Source organism: Chitinophaga tropicalis (assembly GCF_009758205.1).
Lineage (GTDB): Bacteria > Bacteroidota > Bacteroidia > Chitinophagales > Chitinophagaceae > Chitinophaga > Chitinophaga tropicalis.
The window spans coordinates 1-20,776 of record NZ_WRXN01000014.1; the positions used below are offsets into that span (position 1 = coordinate 1).

Here is a 20,776-nt window from a genome sequence, read left to right on the forward strand (position 1 = left end):
CGTTCAATGCTAAGATTAAAGCCTTTAGAAATGCACTAAGGGGAGTCAGAGATGTAGAGTTTTTCCTTTACAGATTAGCCAAAATCTATGCTTAGAATCAAAATCCCCCAAGTTTTCAACTTGATCCGATAATTATATTTTCTCCTGGATTGCCCAGCTATCGGGCAATCCCCCAGAAAACGAAAAAGGGACCGATCATCTTTTCGATAATCAGTCCCTCTTTGCGGACCAGACGGGACTCGAACCCGCGACCTCCGCCGTGACAGGGCGGCATTCTAACCAACTGAACTACTGATCCTTCCCGTTTTGGGATTGCAAAGATAGCAACAAAACAATCAATTATGCAAATCTTTTTTAAAAAATATTTAAGAGTTTATCTTTACACCGTTCTTTAACCAATTTATACTTAAATATGCAATTCCTGGATTTTGAGAAACCTATTGCGGATCTGTATGATCAGTTGGAAAAACTGAAGGAGAATGGAGCAAAGTCTGGTGTGGATGTCACCGCTACTGTCAAGGAGTATGAGCAGAAGATCTCTACTACCCGGCAGGAACTATACGACCACCTCACCAGCTACCAGAAGGTACTCCTCAGCAGGCATCCTGATAGGCCCTATACCTTGGCGTACATTGAAAAAATGTGTACCAACTTTGTGGAGCTGCATGGCGACAGGAATGTGAAAGATGACAAAGCGATGGTAGGCGGTTTCGCCGAACTGGATGGAGAAACCGTCATGTTCATCGGTCAGCAGAAAGGTATCAACACCAAGATGCGCCAGATCCGCAACTTCGGGATGGCTAATCCTGAAGGCTACCGTAAGGCCCTCCGCCTGATGAAACTGGCAGAAAAGTTCAATAAGCCTATCGTTACCCTCATCGATACTCCCGGTGCATATCCCGGTCTGGAAGCTGAAGAGCGTGGCCAGGGTGAAGCAATTGCCCGGAATATCTTTGAAATGGTAAAACTGCGCGTACCTGTTATCTGTGTAATTATCGGGGAAGGCGCCTCCGGCGGTGCCCTCGGTATTGGCATAGGAGACAGGATCCTGATGCTCGAGAACAGCTGGTATACCGTTATCTCTCCCGAAAACTGCTCTACCATCCTCTGGCGCAGCTGGAACTTCAAGGAAAAGGCAGCAGAAGAGCTGAAGCTCACTTCAGATCATATGAGCCGCTTTGGCCTGGTAGACGGAGTTATCAAAGAACCGCTGGGTGGCGCACATGTTAACCCGGACGAAATGGCGGTGATCCTCAAACAGAAGATCAAGGAAACCCTGGCAGAACTGAAGAAGATCGATGCCGATACCCGTATCGAACAGAGGATCGACAAGTTCAGTAACATGGGCTTTTTCGAAGAACGCTAAATTTTTTTGTCATATACCATTTCAAATTGTCATCTTTGCACCACATTTTGAAGTAGTATCCAGTTTGACCGCCAGGCCAGACTGCCCAAATGATATGATATATTACTCATTTTGAATGTGCGGAGAATGATTTGAAATTAGTTATCTGGAATCTTAACAGAATATGGAACAACTGAGAGGCACCGGTGTTGCGCTGGTTACGCCCTTTAAAAAAGACGAAAGCATCGACTGGAATGCTTTGGAAAAAGTGATTGATCATGTAATTTCCGGGGGGGTAGATTATATTGTGTCTCTGGGTACAACCGGAGAAACTCCTACTCTCAGCGCTGAAGAAAAGCTGGACATTATAAAGTTCACCTTCGGAAAGGTAAGCAAACGGGTCCCTGTTGTAATAGGCGTAGGCGATTACAATACCCGCGATGTCGTGAAGCGGCTGGAAACCTGTCCGCTGGACGAGGCCGCAGCCGTGCTCAGCGTAGCTCCTTACTACAGCAAGCCAAGCCAGGAAGGATTGTTCCAGCATTATAAGGCCGTTGCCGCCGCTTCTCCCAAACCTGTTATCCTGTATAACGTGCCGGGTCGTACCGGCCGTAATATGACAGCACAGACCACTTTGCGCCTGGCTCATGAAGTGCCTAACATCATAGCAATGAAAGAAGCTAGTGGCGATATGGTACAGTGTATGCAGATCATCAAAGACAAACCTGAAGATTTCCTGGTAATAAGCGGGGATGATGCCCTGGCTATGCCACAGGTAGCTGCCGGTATGGACGGCCTGATCTCTGTAGCAGCTAACTACTTTGCTGAAGGCGTTTCCGGTATGATCAGAGCCACTCTGGCAAATGACCTGCCTGCCGCCCGTCAGCTGCATTATAGCCTGCAGGATGCGTTTGATCTCATGTTTGAAGAGAATAACCCGGCAGGTGTAAAGGCTTTCATGCAGGAAGCCGGGCTGATAGAGAATGTATTCCGCCTGCCTGTTGTACCGGTAAGCGCCGGTTTACAGAGCCGTATTGCTGCTTTTTTGAAGAATTACGCATAATTCCGGTTGGCCGCAGGCCAGCTTCCAATAAAAAAGGGTTTTGCTTCTGGCAAAACCCTTTTTGTTTATATCAGGTAAGTAGTCCCTTCAAGTGCAAGGTCTGTATTCGGGAAAACCTGCCGGCATTCCTCCTCAAAACCGGACAGCTCCGTATACTTGGACGAAAAATGTCCGATGATCAGTCTTTTGGCATTAGCTTTCAGTGCCAGGGTAGCCGCCTGCGTGGTTGTACTGTGAAACCGTTCTGTAGCCCTTTCCTCCAGCTGCTGCAGGTAAGTGGTTTCATGATACATCAGGTCAGCATTTTGCGCGTAAACAGCCAGATCCTCCGAATACTGCGTATCCGCAAAATACACATACCGTTTGCCGGGAGGAGGGGGGAGCGTTACCCAGTCATTCTTCACCAGCAATCCATCTTTCCGTTGATAATCAGCGCCTTCCTGCAAATGTGAGAAATAGGCAGCGGGTATCTCATATGCCCTGGCCTGGTCAGGAATGATCTTCCTCTTACGCTTCTGCATTTCAATGATAAAGCCAAAACAAGGTATCCGGTGATGTACAGGGAAAAAGCTGACCCGCAGCTCTTTATCCTCCAGTATCACCCCCTGGTTCTCCTCTCGCAGAGGCACAAATATGAGCTCAAACTGTAAAGTGGTGCCGGAACATTCTAGTTGGAGGTGGAGAATGGTTTCCAGTTCCGGCGGACCGAATACCGTCAGGGGTTCTTTCTGTCCCAGCAGGCTCAGGGTGTTTATCAGGCCTATCAGCCCGAAATAATGATCGCCATGCATGTGACTGATGAAAATATACCGTAACCGGCTTCTTTTGATCTTATAACGTGCAATCTGGAGCTGGGTGCCCTCTCCGCAGTCAATCAGGAGCAACTGTTCGTTGCATGTAACTATCTGGGCCGTTGGATGCCTTTCTAACGTGGGGATAGCTGAATTATTACCTAAAATCGTAACCGCAAACATGCCAAAAATAAATAATTGCTGAAAATTCAGGATTTGCAATGCCTCAGTTTGGCCGCAGAGCCAAAAATACCCCTGATAAAACTCAAACCTGGGATTTATTTCCGGAAAATGGAAAACGAATTCCATATTCCGGAAAATTATGGCATCAATATGTGAGTAATAAAGAACTATTCCTCATCATTCAATAATTCTCTTTCAAAATCTTCCATCATCACCAGGTCAATAGCTTCTAACATAGTAGGGGCAAGGTTGTAGACGGTTTCGTCTGCCGCTTTTATCTGATTTGTTAAAGTGCTGTTAAGCCCGGTAAGCGCGCAGGACATCCCGCTGTCATACTGCTGGTGATAGACTGTTAAAATGGCTCGCAGCCCTTCCTCATCGGCTTTTTCCACTAACGCCATGTCCAGTATAAGGTTACGTCCATCAAGGTCGGGTAGATTGCTCACGTCAGTAGTAAACCTGGCTGACAAATTAGCATTCAATTCGGGGATTTGGGGTTGCACAACCAGTATTTTTTCTTTGGTATCAATTTTGAATTCCATTAAGCAAGATTTTCTTTTATAAGTTAGTAAATAAGTAATTCAGAATCCTGCCAAATAACAGCCTTCGTTCTTACTTACCCAACTTTAATTGTAACTTATACTATTAAAGTGTTAGGGTAAAGGTAAATCAAAATTATTTGCTAATATTGTATAAGCAAGTCCCCGTAAGGGTTTTAATAATTTAATATTCTCACAATGGACCAGAATTTTTCACCGCAAGTAAAGGAGATCATTTCGTTTAGCAGAGAGGAAGCTTTACGCCTGGGGAATGATTTCATCGGCACAGAGCACCTGCTGCTAGGCATTATTCGCGAAGGGGAAGGGACAGCTGTTAAAATTCTGCAGGCTTTAAATGTAGACCTTTATGAACTGCGTAAGGAAGTTGAATTGGCCGTTAAAGACAAGACAGGTAAGAACATCGCCAACATCAACAGTTTACCCCTTACAAGACAGGCAGAAAAGGTTATACGTGTAACGGTACTTGAAGCCAAAGCGCTCAAGAGCCCAACTGTGGAAACAGAGCACCTAATGCTATCTATCCTCAAGAATAAAGAAAACGTTTGTACACAAATCTTACAACAGTTTGACGTGGATTACGACACTTTTAAAAACGAACTGGGCTTCGTAAAATCTGCAGATCCTAAGGCAGAGTTTGATGATCCGGGAGAGGAAGAATTTGAAGACGAACGCAAAAGCTTTGCCTCCAAGGCCAAACAAACTAATACGAAGTCTAAAACTCCCGTGCTGGATAATTTCGGCAGGGACATAACCAAACTGGCCGAGAGCGGCAGTCTTGACCCTATTGTTGGTCGCGAGCAGGAAATTGAGCGTGTATCGCAGATATTGTCCCGCCGTAAAAAGAATAATCCGATCCTCATCGGTGAACCAGGCGTTGGTAAAACAGCCATTGTGGAAGGCCTCGCCCTCCGCATCGTGCAACGCAAGGTTTCCCGTGTGCTGTTCGATAAACGCGTGGTAAGCCTTGACCTGGCAGCCCTCGTGGCCGGTACAAAATACCGCGGACAGTTTGAAGAAAGGATGAAAGCCATCATGAATGAACTGGAGAAAAACAGGGACGTGATCCTCTTCATAGATGAGATCCACACCATTGTTGGCGCAGGTGGCGCTTCCGGTTCACTGGATGCTTCCAACATCTTCAAGCCAGCCCTCGCCCGTGGCGAACTTCAGTGCATTGGCGCATCTACGCTGGACGAATACCGTATGTACATCGAGAAAGACGGTGCATTAGACCGCCGCTTCCAGAAAGTAATGGTAGATCCTCCAACCGTAGACGAAACCATCCAGATCCTCAACAACATCAAACCTCGCTACGAAGAGTATCATAATGTTAGCTACTCTCAGGATGCAATCGAAGCCTGCGTTAAACTGAGCGACCGCTACATGACAGACCGCCTGTTGCCTGACAAGGCCATAGACGTACTCGATGAGGTAGGTGCAAGGGTACACCTGAAGAACATCAACGTTCCTCAGAATATCCTGGACCTGGAAAAACAGATCGAAGACATCAAACAGGAAAAGAATAAAGTTGTGAAGAGCCAGCGCTTCGAAGAAGCCGCAGCCCTGCGCGACACTGAAAAGAAACTGGGTGAAGACCTGGAACGTGCCAAGAATGTCTGGGAAGAAGAAGTGAAACACAAACGCTACCCGATAGATGAAGAAGCTATCGCGGAAGTAGTGAGCATGATGACAGGCATCCCCGTAAAACGTATGGTACAGGCCGAAACCGAAAAACTCCGCCGTATGGGTGAAGACCTGAAAGGCGCTGTGATCGGTCAGGACGAAGCCATCTCCAAGGTGACCAAAGCCATTCAGCGTAACAGGGTAGGATTAAAAGATCCTAAAAAGCCTATCGGTACCTTTATCTTCCTCGGCCCCACCGGCGTAGGTAAAACCGAACTGGCCAAATCCCTGGCACGCTACATGTTCGACTCTGAAGATACCCTGATCCGTATCGATATGAGTGAATACATGGAGAAATTCTCCGTAAGCCGCCTTATCGGTGCACCTCCGGGATACGTAGGTTATGAAGAAGGTGGTCAGCTGACTGAAAAAGTACGCCGTAAACCTTACTCCGTAATCCTCCTGGACGAGATCGAAAAAGCTCACCCGGATATCTATAACATCCTGCTGCAGGTACTGGATGACGGTATTCTCACTGACGGTCTTGGCCGTAAAGTGGACTTCAAGAACACCCTCATTATCATGACCTCCAACATCGGTGTCCGCCAGCTGAAAGACTTCGGCGCAGGCGTTGGTTTTACTACCAGCGCAAAAGCTACCAGCGAAGAAGATAATACCAAAGCAGTGATCGAAAAGGCACTGAAACGTACCTTCTCTCCTGAGTTCCTGAACCGTATCGACGACGTCATCATATTCAACTCTCTCAGCAAAGAGCACATCCACACTATCATAGATATCACTATGCAGAGTGTGTTGAAACGCCTCAACAATCTGGGCTTCAGCCTGGAACTGACAGAAGAGGCCAAAGGCTTCCTGGCAGAGAAAGGTTACGACCAGCAGTTCGGCGCCCGCCCATTGCACCGCGCCATCCAGAAATACCTGGAAGATCCGCTGGCAGAAGAAATACTGAATATGAACATCAACAACGGCGATGTGCTGATTGCAGATCTTGACAAGGAAAATCAGAAACTGATATTCACCTTGAAGAACTCTTCAAAAAGCAACAAATCCGAAAAATCAGAAGCATAAACAATAAGCCATAGTTGATATAAAAAAGCTCCCGGGTCACCCCCCGGGAGCTTTTTTTATATACCTCTTTCGTGTGAAGGAACATCCCCCCTAAAGCCCGTTTTTAAATTTTAACATTTCTCTCACATAACACTTATGTGTTATGTTTGTAACAGGCATAAATCATAATCAATAGCATATCAAATTGCATTATTTACTAAAATGATACATTAGTGTCATTTAATAAATATTTTAATATTAGATATTTGCGCTATACAATCGTATAGGAGAACTAATGATCAGCATCAGTTCGTGAACACCAGTGGACAATCTACTTCTTTTAACCTGATTTACTGAAAACCTGATACACAAGGTAGCTCGCTGCAAGAGAAGAGTTACTGTCTGTTATGATTACCCCAAAAGCGGTTAAACGTAACGGAACTTATTGTGCATAAGAGATGCGTAATATTCACTTGCAAAACACGATGTCAATAATTAAACAAAAGGATACATTATTTAACGTAAAATCTATCTATCCCTATACTATGAAATCAGTTATACGCAACGCTTCGCGCACTCTCTTCTTAGCTGGTGGTATCACCCTTGCAGCTACTGCGGTTCAGGCCCAGATGAAAATTGGTGATAATCCTACTGATATTAAAAAATCAGCTATCCTGGAACTGAACAGCACAAGACAAGGTCTGTTGCTGCCAAGGCTGACAGACTTCACCGGCATCAATACAGCAATAGGAACAGATCCTGTTGACGGTATGATCGTATACCTGAACAGTGGTACTGCTGCCAACGATGGAGTTTACATGCGTAAAGGCGGCGCCTGGGTAAAAATAGCCAGCGCAGCTGACGCCCTGGCCAACTGGGGCACTACCGGTAATGCAGGTACTACCGCTGCTAACTATATCGGTACTTCAGACAACCAACCTCTCTCTATCCGTACCAACGGTGTTGAAAGGATCAATGTAGCTACCGATGGTCAGCTGCAATTCAAAAACGTAGTTTCCGGCGGTACCAGCTTCGATGTACTGGTAATAGACCAGACCACAGGCGCAGTTACCAAAAGACAGCTGCCTAAAACAGCTTTCAATACCCTGGTAAGCAACTTCGCTGCCAACGCTGCTACTACAAACGCAGATTTCAATATCTCAGAAAATGCCACTACCGGTGCCCTGACAATCAATGCACCAGTACTGGGAACAGGTTCTGCCGCTACCACATACGGTTTCCTTTCTGTAGCCGATTGGAATAAACTCCAGGCTTTATCAGCAGGAAACAACATCACCGTTGCCGACTTCATTACTACAGTAGCTGCCGCAGAAGTGAACAGAGGTGGTAAGATCACCTACAACGCAGGTACCGCTACCTATACACTGGAGCTCTTCGCTGCCAGCGCTACTAACGCAGGTATCGTAACCACCGGTGCTCAGACCTTCGGTGGTAACAAAACCTTCGCAAACGATCTCACAGTTACCGGCGCTACTACCGCTTCAAACGGTCTGACCGTTTCTGCGGGTAACGTAACCGTAAACTCCGGCAACCTGGCGCTCACTACCGGCAATGCTACCATCGGCGGTACCCTGAACGCTGGCGCTTCCACACTCTCCAGCTTAACAGTTTCCGGTGCCTCCAGCCTGAACACTCTGGCTACCACCGGTGCTGCTACAGTAGGCGGTGCACTGACCCTGAATACAGTAGCTACCCTGCCTGCTACTACTACCGGCGCACTGAACGTATTGGTACAGGACGGTTCCAACACCGTTGTAAAAAGAGCATTTGACATGGCAGCTATCGAAAGCGCTGTACAGTTCATCACCACAGGTGGCGGTACAGGTTCTACGGGCGGTGCAAGCGTTGCTTTCAACCCTGGTACTACCGGTACAGACTTCAATATCGTAGCTGACGGTACCGCTAAAACAGTAACTTTCAACGTTCCTGATGCGAGCGCTGTAGATGCTACTCACACCGCCGCTCAGCGTGGTGCCGTATCCACCGGCGATCAGACCTTTGCAGGTAAAAAGAGCTTTGCTTCTACCGTTGCAGTAGGCGCTAACACAACAGCTAACTCTACCCTACAGGTTGCTGGTTCCGTATCAATGGCTATCAAATCTGTAAACGCTGACTATACAGTAACTACAGATGATAACACCATCCTGGCTAAACCAACTACCAGCCAGATCACTATCACCCTGCCTGCTCCTTCTACCGCTGCAGCATCTAACAACGTAGGTCGTATCTACACTATCAAAAAAGTGTCCGGCGATATCGATAATCCCGTTGTAATTATGCCTGGCGGTGGTACTATTGAAGGTGGCGCCAGCTACACTATCTACAACGACTGGACTTACATCACTGTACAAACTGATGGTACTGCATGGTATATCATCAAGAAATAAGGGAAATATGATTTAGCAGACAGAAGCGGTGTTATACCGCTTCTGTTTCGCTCTTTTTTCTCCTACCATTTCTTGAACCAACTATTACCACATACCTCATGAATACATTGAATTGTCGCGGAGCGCTACTGTGTCTTTTTTTATTCTTCACACCCATGCTGCTGAGGGCGCAGCAGTTGAAACTGGGTGCATCGCCCTCCGTGATCGAAAAATCCGCCTTACTAGAACTGAACAGTGACAAGCAGGGATTATTATTACCCCGCATAAGTAATTATACAGTTGCGCCGCTCAATGCAGCGCCTGACGGGATGCTCATTTACTATGTACCTGATAAACTACTGTACATCAGGAAAAATGGCGTCTGGAGAAAACTTGTTGATGAAACAAGCGCAATTACATCCGTAAACGGACAAACAGGTCCGGTTGTTAACCTTACCACAAACGATATTTCTGAATCTGTCAACCTGTATTATACTGATGCAAGGGCTAGGGCAGCATTCAGCGCTGGCACCGGCATTAACCTGACCGGTGCAGGTGTTATTTCAGCACTTAACTCATCTGCTATCTGGAACGCTTCACAGCTCCAGGGACGTAATATAGCTGCCACCGCCCCGGCAAACAACGACGTACTTTCATGGGATGCCACTACCAGCACCTGGCTGCCCAAAGCAGTTACCAGTGGCGGGTCAGGTTCTGTTACCTCCGTAGGACTATCCCTGCCGTCTTCTGTATTCAATATATCAAACAGTCCTGTTACATCATCAGGTACACTGACAGGCGCCTTTGCCAATCAGGCTCAGCGCCAGGTATTCGCTTCTCCCTTATGGTCTGCCGGTGCTCCGTCTTTCAGAGCGCTCGATGCCCTGGATATTCCAAATATCGGAGCAGAGAAGATCACCTCAGGCGTATTACCTACTTCCGTTGGCGGCACCGGGTTGAACTACCTCGGAGGCGCCACCAATGTACTGAGAGTAAAGAGCGATGGCTCAGGCCTGGAATGGTCTAACGATTATGTACAGATGACCTCTGCTATCAACATGGGTGGAGACGTATCAGGGTCCGGCAACTTCTATTACATCAACACTACGCTGGCCAATGCAGGTACAGCAGGCACATACACCAAAGTGACCACAGATGCAAAAGGCAGGGTTACTTTTGGAACAACACTGGCAGATACTGATATCCCCAACCTGGATGCGGCTAAGATCACTTCAGGTATCTTCCCTCCTGCAAGAGGCGGTACCGGTCTTACATATATAGGATCTGCCGGCCAGTCTATCAGGATCAACAGCGGAGGTACAGGCTTTGAATATTATACTCCGGCAGCACTACCTTCCATGACAGTCGGTTCAGTACCGTTTGCCGGCACAGGAGGCACTTTAACGCAGAATAATGCCAATCTCTTTTGGGATAATACCAATAACCGCCTGGGACTAGGTACCAATACACCTAACAATACACTGGAAGTAGCCGGAACAGTGGCCGCTTCTGGCTTGTCAGGCTTAAGACTGACCGGATTGGGCGCCGCGACTTTACAATCATCATTGCCAAATGTCTTGTCCGTAAATTCAAACGGAGATGTAGTAGTAACTTCAAACGCCGCCGCAAACAACTGGCTGATCACCGGTAATGCTGGCGTTAATGCTGCAACCCAGTTCCTCGGAACAGTTGACGATAACAAGATGGTGATCAAATCAAATAACTCATCATTCCTGGAATTTGCTCGCCGTGCCACTTTAGGGCTCGTACAGGATTATGACGATTACAGGGATAATGATGAAAAAGTTACCCTCCTGAGATCTGCATTACAGTTTGACGTGCCTTCAACAGTTGAATTCTATAAACCGAAAATGTGGACAACTGCAGACGGTAACTTCCGTATGAAAGGCCCTTCAGCAGGTACAGACTATTTTGAATTTGGTGCAACCGGTACAGCAAATAACGGTGGCTTCGAATTCATTATCGGTGATGATGGTAACGAACCTATTGTATTTAAAAGCTACTACTTTGCTACGCCTTCTTTTACTGAAATAATGCGCCTGCAGAGCGGAAATGTAGGTATAGGACTGGCCGGGGCTACTCCCGCCAAACGTCTGCATGTAGATGCTAACAACGATGCTATCCGCCTCGCCAACCTGGCTTCCAGCGGTACCGGAAATCCACTTGTCATCAATGCCACTGGCGATGTGAAACAGACCACAGCGCTGAATGGTGTTTCAATTGGTGCTACTACACGGTCATCAGGCGCTTTCACAACATTAGCAGGTGCAAAAGTAAATATCAGCATCACCGCAGCCGTAACCAATGATCTTGCAATAGGAAATTCTACTTTCATCAGGATTGCAGGTACCAGTGTTGGAAACTTTATGATTTCCGGAATTGCTGCAGGTGTAGATGGTCAGATAATTACAATTTATAACAGTACCGGAAGTAATATGTCCATACTGCATCAGAATACGGCAAGTAGCGCGGCAAACAGGATCATATCCAATACAGGCGGTACTATTGCAACAACTGGTGTTGGCTGTGTAACTCTGATATACTCGCAGGACGATAGCAGATGGATTGTAACATCATCAGCATTATAATCATTCTTAGTAATTAAAATCTTTTCGTTAAAGAAAGAGCTCTAAGCATGGTAAAAACATAACAGATACATGAAGGGAAGTCTACTAATATTATTCTGTTTTCTGTTGCTTTCAACAACTACTTCTGCTCAGCAGCCGGTATATATTCCTGCTGATGGCAAAGTATGGAGCTTTGGTAATGTTGCTGTATTCGGGGATATTACCAACGAAGGATTGTTGGGCTCTAACCCCGCCACACTTCTTTATTTCCTGGGTAAGCAATGGACAAATACCTATACAGCTATACTGTCAGATGAAAGCGCCAGCGGCACAGACGGTACCGGCGGCATTTTCCGCTTTGCCGGCACCAGCGGCCAGCAGATCATTGCAGGCGGATATAACGTTGCCTCCAAAACAGGTCCCAGCTTCCCTAATATCGAAATAAGCAACGGTAACGGAGTGGTCCTGGCAGACCTGAACGACCTCAAAGTAAGGAATAACCTGAACCTGGCCAATGGCCACGTATTCCTTAACGGATGGAACCTCATGGTAGGACATAACACACCAGGTACCATCACCGGTTATAGCGATAAACGTTACATTGTAACGGGAGCGGATATAGCAGGAGGCTTCCTCTATCGCTCCAAACTGACCAGCGCAGCAGGTCAGGTAATATTCCCTGTAGGTACTTCTGCCACCAACTACGCCCCTGCCGGCGTAGTATATGAAGGAACAGCGGAAGACTTCAAAGTAAGAGTGTTTGATAGAGTATTGCAGTACGCAGTATCCGGCGACATGCTGTATGACAGCGTAGTGTATAAAACCTGGAACATTGGCCAGGAAACGAACAGCACCGGGCTGACAGCACTGACCCTGCAACATCTGAATGCAGATGAAGGACCGGAATACAGCGTTAACAGGGCAAACAGCTACATCAGCCGTTTCAGTTACGGCGCATGGGAAGTACGTAAATCTGTCAACGACAATATGCAGACAGGCACGATCACCACCCAGCCCATGCAGGAGGCGGCTACCATGCACTCCCGCGGCTTTGCCGGACTGGGAACGGATGCCTACTTCATTAAAATGACCACAGGTACTGCCAGCTATCTGCCGGTAGATATCGTCTATTTCAACGCATACCGTGTCTCCTATGCACTGGTAGACCTGCTGTGGACTACCACAAGAGAGACCAACAACTCCGTATTTGAAATTGAGCGTATGCTCGACAACGAAACAGAATTCAAAAAGGTCGGTACTGTCGATACAAAAGCCCCCGGAGGATATAGCACCAGCAAACTGGACTACTATTTCCAGGATATTAATGATTACGATGGATGGAGCTACTATCGTATCAGGGCCGTATCCACTACCGGCAGATATGTATACTCAGACGTAAGAGAAGTAGGCCCGCTGGTACAGGCTAAAGTATTCCCGAACCCGAACCAGGGCCAGTTTAAAGTGAAGGTAAGAGGTATCAGGACGCCGCTCATTGTACAGGTATTTGACACCTGGGGACAGCAGGTCCGGAAACTGGAAATGACAGGTGAAACAGAAGTACAGATCAAAGACATGCCTAAGGGTACTTACGTATTGGTATTGACACATAAAGAATCTAAGAAACAGGCATACGTTACAAAAGTGGTTGTGATCGAATAGTAACAACACCTATGACAAACAATAGCAAACTGGAAAGGACATACGTAGAACATAAAGAAAGGCGCAGGCATCCCCTGCGTACTTTCTTATTTTTGTGATATACTGTCCTGACCATAACCCGATATTTATGAAGACCAGATTATTATTGGATACTGTTAAGCTTTTACCACTGTTATTATCCGTATCGGCCATCGCCAGTGCGCAACAGCTGAAATTGGGAGATAATCCCACTTCTATACAGAAGTCTGCCTTGCTGGAGCTGGAAAGTAAATCACAGGGTTTATTATTACCTCGCATTGCTGATACAACACTGGCGCCTATTAATGCAGCACCGGACGGTATGCTGATCTATCTCACAACAAATAAGAGTATTTATATCCGCGCCAACGGTTACTGGCAGAAGCTGATCCCACAGGGCAGTGCTGCCGGTGGCGATCTGACAGGCGCTTACCCTGATCCGCAGATAGCTAACGGAGCAGTGACCGGTGCCAAGATAGCACAGGCAGGAGCTACCTCCGGCCAGGTGCTGAAATGGAACGGTACCACCTGGGCGCCTGCAGCAGATAATAATACCGGCTCTATTTCTTCTATCGGCCTTACAGTACCATCCCTGTTATCTGTTACTCCAGCTACATTAACAGCTAACGGTACTTTTAGTATCGGCCTGAACTCACAGACAGCCAATACTTTTTTCGCAGCTCCTGATGGTGCAGCAGGTAATCCAGCCTTCCGCTCTATTGTAGCTGCAGATATACCGGCGCTCGATGCAGGTAAGATCACCACAGGCATTCTGCCTGTTGCCCGCGGAGGTACAGGATTAAGTACCGTTGGAGCAGCAGGTACCGTTCTGACAAGCAATGGAACAACGCTTTCCTATACCGCCATTCCTTCTGGAGCATTCACCCTGACGGGCGATGTAACCGGTACCGGAAGTGGTTCTGTAGCTACTACCATTGCCAATCAGGCCGTCACTTTCGCCAAAATGCAGAACATCAATACACAGAAACTGCTGGGCCGTTTTGCAACAGGAGCAGGTAGCCCACAGGAAGTAGCATTGGATAATTCAATTAAACTGAATACCGGTGGTACGCTGTATACAGACAGTTCGCTGGCTATCTGGAACGCTTCTGAGCTCCAGGGTAGGAGAGTAGCTGCTATAGCGCCAACAGATAATTATATCCTGAAATGGGACGCTACCGCCAATGCCTGGATACCTAAAGCTGAGACAAGCGCTACCAACTGGCTTTTTACAGGTAACAGTAATACAACAGCCACCAGCTTCCTGGGTACAACAGTAGATCAGCCCATGGTGCTGAAGTATAATAATACTGAGCTTTTCCGCGGTACAAAAGGTACAGGAGCGTATACAGATAAAACAGTTGCTCTCTTTAACGGAGCTTCTTCCTATAACGGTCATCCGGTAGTGATCCGCGCTAATGGCAATGATGTACTGGCTTTCCAGGATGAAAGCGGCACTACAAAGTGGCACTGGAATATGTTGGCCGGCGGTTTGAATTTCGTGGAAACGAATGTGATGGATTACAGGTTGTTTTTGCAGAACGGTGGTCATGTAGGTATCAATACAAGCACTCCGGAAGCTTACCTGGATGTAGAAGGAGATGTGAAGTTGGGTACAAACGGAACAGTGTTCAATGGTCTCCTAAGAGCTACAGGAGTTTCTGTTACAGCTACTGGAATAACATCAACCAACCCGGTTACTGTGACAGTTGCGATGGCAAATGTGACAGCAAACGCCTCAGTAATAGTGAATCCCAGGGCAAGCCTTCCTGCCGGCGTAGCAATTGCATTTGCAAGAACTACTGCAGGTAACGTCATTATAAAATTCATTAACACTACTGGCACCGCAGCATCAGCTACTGGTACTTATGATATTACTGTAATTCAGTAAGCAAAAAAACTCTTTTTAAAACTATACGTTGCTTTAAAGAACCTCTTTTAAAAAAAGCTCTTTTAAAAGCAGTACATCGCTCTAAAATCCTTTTTTAAAAAAAACTCTTTTTAAAGCCGCGCGCAGCGCCCCCCACTCAAAAAAACGCTTTTGCCGGAGGCAAAAGCGTTTTTTTGAGCAACTCAGTTAAATTTTTGCTGTAACTTTACACCGTCTTTTAATTCATCAGGCATTTAACTTCAGGGTCTTGAAAAAAATTATTATCACAATAGATGGTTATTCTTCATGTGGAAAAAGCACCCTCGCCAAACAACTGGCAAGAGAGCTTGATTACACCTACATCGACAGCGGAGCCATGTATCGTGCCATTACCCTGTATTTTATCCAGAACCGTATTGACTGGAACAACCACGATGAAGTAAGAGAAGCGCTGGATAACATCGAACTGGAATTTGAATACAACCCCATTACCCAGGCATCTGAAATGCACCTGAACGGAGAGAACGTAGAACTCATGATCCGTGAAATGCTGGTAGCCGAAAAGGTAAGTGAAGTAGCCGCTGTTAAAGAGGTAAGAGAATTTGCCGTAGCACAGCAACAGAAAATGGGGGAACAGAAAGGTATTGTAATGGACGGCCGGGATATCGGCACAACCGTTTTTCCCGACGCCGAGCTCAAAATATTCATGACCGCCGATACAGCTATCCGTGTAGAACGCCGCTTCAAAGAACTATATGCCAGGAACAAGAATATTTCCATTCATGAAGTAAAAGAAAACCTGGAACTGAGAGATTATATCGACACTAACAGAGAGATCAGCCCGCTCCGTAAAGCTGAAGATGCTATTATATTGGATAACAGTCAGTTAACTCCTGATGACCAGCTCAGGCTTGTTATGCAATGGGTAGAAGACGCGCTGATGGTACAATCCTCCTGAATTTATTTTACTATTAGCAAAACCTTTTTTACATTTGTCTTGTCCCCATATATTTTTACCGGGGAGAAACCCTTGATAATTTTCCACATCCTTTAGAATTTCCTGCAATTTGTTGTAAACATGTTGACCGGTGCGTTAAGAACGACCGTCCAATTATATTGCCAACTTGGTCAAGAGAAGTGATATAAAGCCTGACAGACTTTTATATCAGCTATATCCGGAGACCTGTTGCTATTAACCGTTCTAATATCAACACATAAATATAACGGGGTTTAAAAACCTTATTCGGTAAACTTAATGTGGTACAGGGCAGGAATGCCTGTTCTGTTTCCATATTTTCAGTAGGTGTATTCGGTTAATAGGAAGAAGGGGCGAATTCTTTCGCCCTTTCGCTTTTTTAACTAAATTGTGACTATTAGCTGGCTGATGCATGTTTAAAAGCTTTTTCTCCTTCCTGCTCCTGCTACTCATTTTAGTAAAAGGAAGCAATACCTTTGCTCAGGACTCAGTCCTCGTATTCCGCACGCTTGATTCTGCCCGCAAAATACCGGCCGATACCGGGAAAGTGAACTGGCTTATTGACAAAGGAAAAGCCCTGGGCCGCTATTTCGACAAACGCTCTCTGGAAAATCCCTTCTTCCAGGAAGCCATTACCCTCTCTCAGAGATGGCGGTTTGCCCGTGGACTATTCAACGCTTATAATGAAACAGGTATCTCTAAAAGGAACAGATCTGAATACCTCCTGGCGGCCGACTATCACCAGAAAGCAGTAAAATACGCAGAAGAGATCGGCAACGACCTGCTGCTTTGCATTGCCCTGAACAATACCGGTGTAGATTACCGGCGGATGGACGACCAGTTGGAGAAGGCTTTTGAGTATCACTTCCGCGCCCTTCAGCTGGCAGAAAAGATCAACGACGTCCGTAATATTTGTATAGCCATCAACAGTATCGGTAACATCCAGCTCTCCACAGAGAAATATGCAGATGCCATCAACCATTTTGAAAAGGCACTTGAACTGGAAAGAGAAAACAAGAATAACCTGGGCGTAGCCATCAACCTGGGAAATATCGGGTACGCCTACCAGGGACTGGGCAAACTGGACCTGGCCATCGACTATTACAAAAGATCACTGGCAGTCAACAACCAGCTGGATAATAATACCGGCAGAGCCATCTGCTACAATGCCCTCGGATCAGTCTATCAGCAGAAGAAAGATTACAATAATGCCCTGTTCTACCTGAACCGGGCACTGGAAGTAAACGGACATGTAGACGATAAAGTACACATAGCGGAAAGCTACCTGAACATCGGCAAACTATGGAGCCTGCAGGGCAAACATGCAGAAGCACGCAGGTATTTCCAGCAGTCCGTCGATCTCAGCCTGGCCTGGCGGTTCAAATACATCCTGACGGAAGTGTATAAAGCCATGGCGGCAGATTATAAAGCCAGTGGCGACTTTAAACGCTCCCTGGAATCGATGGACACATCATTGCTGTATAAAGACAGCATCCTGAACGAAAAATCTGCCCTGGCCCTGGCCCAGACACAAGCTATTTATGAAGTTGACAGAAAAGACAACCAGATCAAATTACTGGAACATGATAAGCAGATCAGCGAGCTGCGCACTAAACGTAACGTAGTTTACACTCTTTCCATGGCCGGCTTCCTGCTGATGCTGGCAGTAGGAGGGTTCTTTTATATCCGTCACCGTAACCTGGAAACAAATAAACAGACCCTGCAGCTGGAACTGCGCTCCCTGCGTGCCCAGATGAACCCGCACTTCATCTTTAACTCCCTTAGCTCCATTCATCGTTTTATCTGGAGCAACAACCAGGAAGAAGCCTCAGACTATCTGACCAAATTCTCCCGGCTCATGCGCATGATCCTCGATAACACACAGCATACCTTCATTTCTCTCAATAAAGAGCTGGAATCATTACGCCTCTACCTGGACCTTGAAAAGTTGCGGTGCAACAACGTATTTGAATACAGGATAGAAGTAGACGAAGAGATCAACGAAGAAGAGGTGATGATCCCTCCAATGATCATCCAGCCTTATGTAGAAAATGCTATCTGGCATGGGCTGGTGCATAAATCCGGCAAAGGCCTGCTGGAAATAGCGGTCAACCTGAAAGGACGCACCCTCATCTGTACAGTAACAGACAATGGCATTGGACGTAAAAAAGCAATAGAAATAAAAGAAAAAAAAGGACAAACCCACCGCTCCATGGGAATGCAGGTAACAGAAGGCCGTATAGACCTTATCAGGAAGATCAATAATACCAAAGAAGCAACTGTAAACATTACCGATCTGGAAGATGAAGTAGGTAAACCAACAGGTACCCAGGTAAAACTGGTACTGCCGGTTGAATTCATCTTCTAGGCTATTATATCATTGGCAATTTGTAATTTGCCGCATATAGCTAAACCTACACACACAGCATGAGCGAGATAAAAGCGATCATCGTAGATGATGAGCAGCACTGTATTGACGCCCTTCAGACAATGCTGCAGAAAAAATGCCCTGAAGTAACTGTGCTCGGCGGAGTTAACAGTGTAAAAGAAGCAAGGGACCTTATCGATGAAGTAAAGCCGGATGTAGTATTCCTCGATGTGGAAATGCCTTATCAGAATGGATTTGAACTACTGAAACTGTTTGACAGGATAACTTTCGATGTAATATTCACTACCGCATATGAACAATACGCCCTCAAAGCTATTAAGTTCAATGCACTGGACTATCTATTGAAACCCTTCAGCGTAAAGGAGCTCCAGGACGCCGTCCAGAAATGTATCAGCAGGCGGAATAACACACCGGCAGATATGCAGCATTCTCCCATAGACGTCTTCCTGCAGAATATGAAAACACTGCACCAGACACACAAGAAAATAGCACTTCCTACTATCAACGGACTGGTATTTATGCCCGTGCAGAACATTGTACGTTGCGAATCTACCGGCAATTACACCCGCATCTTCTTTACCGATAAAAAGAACCTGATGGTATCAAGGCCGTTAAAGGAATTTGAAGAACTGCTCAGTGATGTGGATTTCTTCCGGGTACATAACTCTCATCTTATAAATATGCAGCAGATGCAGTCGTATATACAGGGCGAGGGGGGATTTGCGCTGATGAGCGATGGCACGCAGGTAGAAGTGTCCCGCCGCCGGAAAGCAGATTTCCTGAAAAAGGCCATGCAGTTCTAACCAGATTTAACCTGTTTTACGCCACTTACAGGAAATTGACCACCGGATAATAATTCTCTCTTGTGGGCTGCTATTGTAAAAACTATTTTTGACTCAGGTTTAAACTAATTATGATATAAAAGTTTTTTTCTCTGCATTACTAGCATTGATTAGCCCCAAAGAAAAAAGACACCATCAGGTGTCTTTTTTAATTATAAGAAGTTTCTTCGTTTAAGCGCCGAATGTTTTCGCTATCTCTTCCATTTTATCTTCCAGGTTATAGAACGACAGCAGCTTCCGGATCACCGCTTCTACCATTGCATCAGGACAGGAAGCCCCGCTGGTAAGCATAATGGTGACCTGTTCTTTTTCCGGCAGGAAAGGATTACTGAGCAGTTCCTGCTTATGATGGAAATCCCAGTGCTGTACCTGGCTGCCTGAAATAAGCTTCTCTTCAGAAGAAATGAAATAGGTAGGCAGCTTTTCTTCACAAAGCTCTACCAGGTGGGACGTATTTGAACTGTTATATCCACCCACTACAATGGCCAGGTCAGCCTGTTCCTGCAATAAGCCGGTTACAGCGCTCTGGTTGTCGTTGGTAGCATAACAGAGGGTATCACGGGTATCGGCAAAGCGCTCACCTGCATTTTCAGAAGTAAGTGCATACCTGTCCATGATCACATGCTTGATATAATCAGCAATAGCCTGTGTTTCCGTAGCCAGCATGGTGGTTTGGTTCACCACGCCCACACGTTGCAGGTCTTTTACCACGTCAAAACCGGTGGAATATTGCCCTTTAAAGAGATCGTAAAATTCTGCCGCCGGCCTTTCTCCTGTAATAAAGGTAGCCAGCAGCCTGGCTTCTTCCATATCCTTTACTACCACGGTAGGTGTGTTGCTGCGGCTATGGGAGAAAGTGGCACGGGTCTCTTCATGTCCCGGTTTGCCATGAACTATTACGGTATATGATTGCTTTCCTATCTGCTCTGCCTTGTTCCATACCCTTTCCACAAAAGGACAGGTAGTATTGTACTGAAGGGGAACGATACCCAGAGAAGCCAGCTGGGCCTCTATTTCCAGGGTAGTGCCAAATGCCGGGATGATCACAATGTCCTCTGCTGTCAGCTGCTCCCAGGGCACCAGCTGTTTGCCGCTGGTATCCATGATGAACTGCACGCCTTTGGAAAGAAGGTCATTGTTCACATGCGGATTATGGATCATTTCACTGAGCAGGAAAATACGTTTGTCCGGGTTCTCTTCCACTGTTTTGAACGCTATCTCTATAGCATTTTCTACACCATAGCAAAATCCGAAGTGGCGGGCCAGCAGGATCTTTAAAGGACCAAAATCCAGTGCAGTAGGCGTAAAATCCTTTTTCATGCGGTCCTGCTGCTTACGGACGTTTTTAATGGCCGTGATCAGCGGACTGCGATATATGACAGGAACGTTAAATGTTTTCATCTGGAGGCAAAGT

At 46.3% G+C, this 20,776-nt stretch carries 13 protein-coding genes and 1 tRNA gene; 10 read left to right on the forward strand and 4 right to left on the reverse strand.

The genetic code is table 11. The features are described from left to right. Positions 1-224: 224 nt before the first annotated feature. Positions 225-298, reverse strand: a tRNA-Asp gene (locus tag GO493_RS24625). A gap of 114 nt (positions 299-412) precedes the next feature. Here GO493_RS24625 and GO493_RS24630 point away from each other — a divergent pair. Both GO493_RS24630 and dapA read left to right on the forward strand, forming a co-directional pair. Beyond that, on the forward strand, positions 413-1,366 hold the full coding sequence (locus GO493_RS24630) for an acetyl-CoA carboxylase carboxyltransferase subunit alpha (protein WP_157308898.1): 954 nt from the start codon (positions 413-415) through the stop codon (positions 1,364-1,366). A gap of 163 nt (positions 1,367-1,529) precedes the next feature. Beyond that, on the forward strand, positions 1,530-2,408 hold the full coding sequence (gene dapA / locus GO493_RS24635) for a 4-hydroxy-tetrahydrodipicolinate synthase (protein WP_157308899.1): 879 nt from the start codon (positions 1,530-1,532) through the stop codon (positions 2,406-2,408). A 65-nt stretch (positions 2,409-2,473) separates the two neighbouring features. Here dapA and GO493_RS24640 read toward each other — a convergent pair whose 3' ends face one another. Next, on the reverse strand, positions 2,474-3,382 hold the full coding sequence (locus GO493_RS24640) for a ribonuclease Z (protein WP_157308900.1): 909 nt from the start codon (positions 3,380-3,382) through the stop codon (positions 2,474-2,476). Positions 3,383-3,549: 167 nt separating this feature from the next. Further along, complete coding sequence (locus GO493_RS24645; protein ID WP_394350750.1) at positions 3,550-3,924, reverse strand: STAS domain-containing protein; 375 nt, start codon at positions 3,922-3,924, stop codon at positions 3,550-3,552. Between the two features lie 195 nt (positions 3,925-4,119). Here GO493_RS24645 and GO493_RS24650 point away from each other — a divergent pair, with 195 nt between their 5' ends. From GO493_RS24650 to GO493_RS24685, 8 genes are all read left to right on the forward strand, one after another. Next, on the forward strand, positions 4,120-6,654 hold the full coding sequence (locus tag GO493_RS24650; protein WP_157308902.1) for an ATP-dependent Clp protease ATP-binding subunit: 2,535 nt from the start codon (positions 4,120-4,122) through the stop codon (positions 6,652-6,654). 524 nt (positions 6,655-7,178) lie between these two features. Then, positions 7,179-9,041 carry a beta strand repeat-containing protein gene (locus tag GO493_RS24655; RefSeq protein ID WP_157308903.1) on the forward strand — a complete coding sequence of 621 codons (1,863 nt, stop codon included), beginning with the start codon at positions 7,179-7,181 and terminating at the stop codon, positions 9,039-9,041. Between the two features lie 98 nt (positions 9,042-9,139). Then, a complete protein-coding gene (locus GO493_RS24660) occupies positions 9,140-11,629 on the forward strand; it encodes a beta strand repeat-containing protein (RefSeq protein WP_157308904.1) in 2,490 nt (829 codons plus the stop codon). A gap of 69 nt (positions 11,630-11,698) precedes the next feature. Beyond that, positions 11,699-13,267 carry a T9SS type A sorting domain-containing protein gene (locus GO493_RS24665; RefSeq protein WP_157308905.1) on the forward strand — a complete coding sequence of 523 codons (1,569 nt, stop codon included), beginning with the start codon at positions 11,699-11,701 and terminating at the stop codon, positions 13,265-13,267. Between the two features lie 127 nt (positions 13,268-13,394). After that, positions 13,395-15,176 carry a hypothetical protein gene (locus GO493_RS24670; RefSeq protein WP_157308906.1) on the forward strand — a complete coding sequence of 594 codons (1,782 nt, stop codon included), beginning with the start codon at positions 13,395-13,397 and terminating at the stop codon, positions 15,174-15,176. Between the two features lie 247 nt (positions 15,177-15,423). Beyond that, positions 15,424-16,113 (forward strand): (d)CMP kinase, encoded by a 690-nt coding sequence (cmk, locus tag GO493_RS24675; protein ID WP_157308907.1) that lies wholly within the window; start codon positions 15,424-15,426, stop codon positions 16,111-16,113. A gap of 430 nt (positions 16,114-16,543) precedes the next feature. Further along, the gene (locus tag GO493_RS24680) at positions 16,544-18,499 is read left to right on the forward strand and encodes a tetratricopeptide repeat-containing sensor histidine kinase (RefSeq protein ID WP_157308908.1); all 1,956 of its coding nucleotides are present in this window, start codon (positions 16,544-16,546) and stop codon (positions 18,497-18,499) included. A 59-nt stretch (positions 18,500-18,558) separates the two neighbouring features. Continuing rightward, positions 18,559-19,323: a LytR/AlgR family response regulator transcription factor gene (locus tag GO493_RS24685; RefSeq protein ID WP_157308909.1), complete on the forward strand. Its 765-nt coding sequence runs from the start codon at positions 18,559-18,561 to the stop codon at positions 19,321-19,323. A 210-nt stretch (positions 19,324-19,533) separates the two neighbouring features. Here the strand turns inward: GO493_RS24685 and GO493_RS24690 are convergent, their stop codons facing one another. After that, complete coding sequence (locus GO493_RS24690; RefSeq protein WP_157308910.1) at positions 19,534-20,763, reverse strand: 4-hydroxy-3-methylbut-2-enyl diphosphate reductase; 1,230 nt, start codon at positions 20,761-20,763, stop codon at positions 19,534-19,536. Between the last annotated feature and the right edge of the window lie 13 nt (positions 20,764-20,776).